The 1,451-nt window shown below is 48.5% G+C and carries 3 protein-coding genes; 1 reads left to right on the forward strand and 2 read right to left on the reverse strand.

Annotated elements, in window-relative coordinates:
• Nucleotides 1-310: 310 nt before the first annotated feature.
• A complete protein-coding gene (locus H7F08_RS15220; protein WP_051488159.1) occupies nucleotides 311-586 on the reverse strand; it encodes a glycine zipper domain-containing protein in 276 nt (91 codons plus the stop codon).
• Between the two features lie 159 nt (nucleotides 587-745).
• Nucleotides 746-937 carry a hypothetical protein gene (locus tag H7F08_RS15225; RefSeq protein WP_139110685.1) on the reverse strand — a complete coding sequence of 64 codons (192 nt, stop codon included), beginning with the start codon at nucleotides 935-937 and terminating at the stop codon, nucleotides 746-748.
• A 25-nt stretch (nucleotides 938-962) separates the two neighbouring features.
• Here H7F08_RS15225 and H7F08_RS15230 point away from each other — a divergent pair, with 25 nt between their 5' ends.
• Nucleotides 963-1,157 (forward strand): hypothetical protein, encoded by a 195-nt coding sequence (locus H7F08_RS15230; RefSeq protein ID WP_024895462.1) that lies wholly within the window; start codon nucleotides 963-965, stop codon nucleotides 1,155-1,157.
• Nucleotides 1,158-1,451 lie beyond the last annotated feature (294 nt).

Here is a 1,451-nt window from a genome sequence, read left to right on the forward strand (position 1 = left end):
TGTGTATAAGAGACAGGTCCGCAAACTGATTACAGATGAAGCTCTCTCCAGCCATTTTCTGGGACTTTGGCCCCATCTCTGCCAACCCCCTCATAAATCATTCACTCAGATGCTCATGCGTATGGTGGCGTAGCATGCGGCGACTTATTCCTCATGAAAATCGGTGAAACTTCAGATTCATAAATATCTCTCGAAAAATCTTAATGGGCCGGATGGGTAATGTGCTTCCGTGCGTACATTGTTACTGATAACCCGCATGCAAGCTCCCTGGAAATAAGTCGGGTGCCCTAACACTCAGTGCAGTAACGGGTTAATTACCGTTCAGGCTGTTTTCTATTTGGGGGAGAGCAGCACCTACCCCCGCACCCACCGCACCACCTACCGCAGCACCGACGGCAGGATTGCCCGCAGCGACTGTTCCCAAAACCGCACCGCCAGCAGCACCAATAGCACCGCCACTCAGGGCACGCTGGCCCGTTGGGCTCATGTTGGCACAACCGGCTAATGCCATCACTGCTGTCAAAAGTAAGACTGCCCGGACCCACGAAGCGGCAGGATTTGCAGTTTTTATATCCGTTCCAGACATCGTAACCTCCTGTTCAAGGATTTCTCTATCAGACAATAGTCCGTAGAAATTTGCTCATACTGCATTATAGCCAACATCTGAGGCTTTCATCTGGCCATGATTCTCGTAGATCCTGACTGTAAGGACCAAAGAGGATGCGGACTGGCAGGCCATAAGGCGTCAATTACGATCTGCTGTGGTCACTGCTATATGTTGATATTTCATTTTTTGTTCCAATTTTTCAATGTCCTGAACGGGTATTGTTCTCCACTGTTCTTTCTTTGGAACTGATGATGCCAGTACTGTGGTTTGATTTTTCAACCACCATGTGGAATATCTAATGCAGAATGCGTGCCCAAGATTTACAGCCAAACCTACCTCCACGAAGGATCGAATCATGACGCAAAAAACACGGCCAGACGGTCACTGGACGTTAGAGAAACTGCAAAGCCTGCTGGGTTTTATCCTGCGTATAATAATCGCTTGCGGCACCGCCATGATGATCAGTGGCTGCTTGCCGTTAATGGCGGCAAGCGCTGCAGGTAGTGTCGTTTACTATAACATGCCGCATTCCAATAAAAATGCTGATTGAGCGTATTGTCTGACGCCCATTCCCAGTTGCCCTGCTGTGCGGCACATGCGGCCAATGATCGTCTGACAGTGGCTATTATTCCGGGTAGATTCTCAACCTGACTGAAGAGCGACAACACAAATGCTTAAAAATTAACCAGATGGAATAAGTCAGCGTCCCACTGTAGTGGACTGACTACAGTACAGTAGGGCTCGACCGAATGAAAACCGGCTGAAATCTTGTAGGAATGCTTTTTGCTGGTACGCCTTTGGTCTTTTTTATGGGAGCATCATTATGAAATCCATTCCCTCCCCC

This window comes from Acidithiobacillus sp. HP-11 (genome assembly GCF_015100075.1).
Taxonomy (GTDB): Bacteria; Pseudomonadota; Gammaproteobacteria; order Acidithiobacillales; family Acidithiobacillaceae; genus Acidithiobacillus; species Acidithiobacillus thiooxidans.

What these genes read in the sequence shown, in the direction of transcription:
- H7F08_RS15220 (WP_051488159.1), bottom strand. Translation starts at nt 586, where the DNA reads ATGTCTGGAACGGATATAAAAACTGCAAATCCTGCCGCTTCGTGGGTC.
- H7F08_RS15230 (WP_024895462.1), top strand. Translation starts at nt 963, where the DNA reads ATGACGCAAAAAACACGGCCAGACGGTCACTGGACGTTAGAGAAACTG.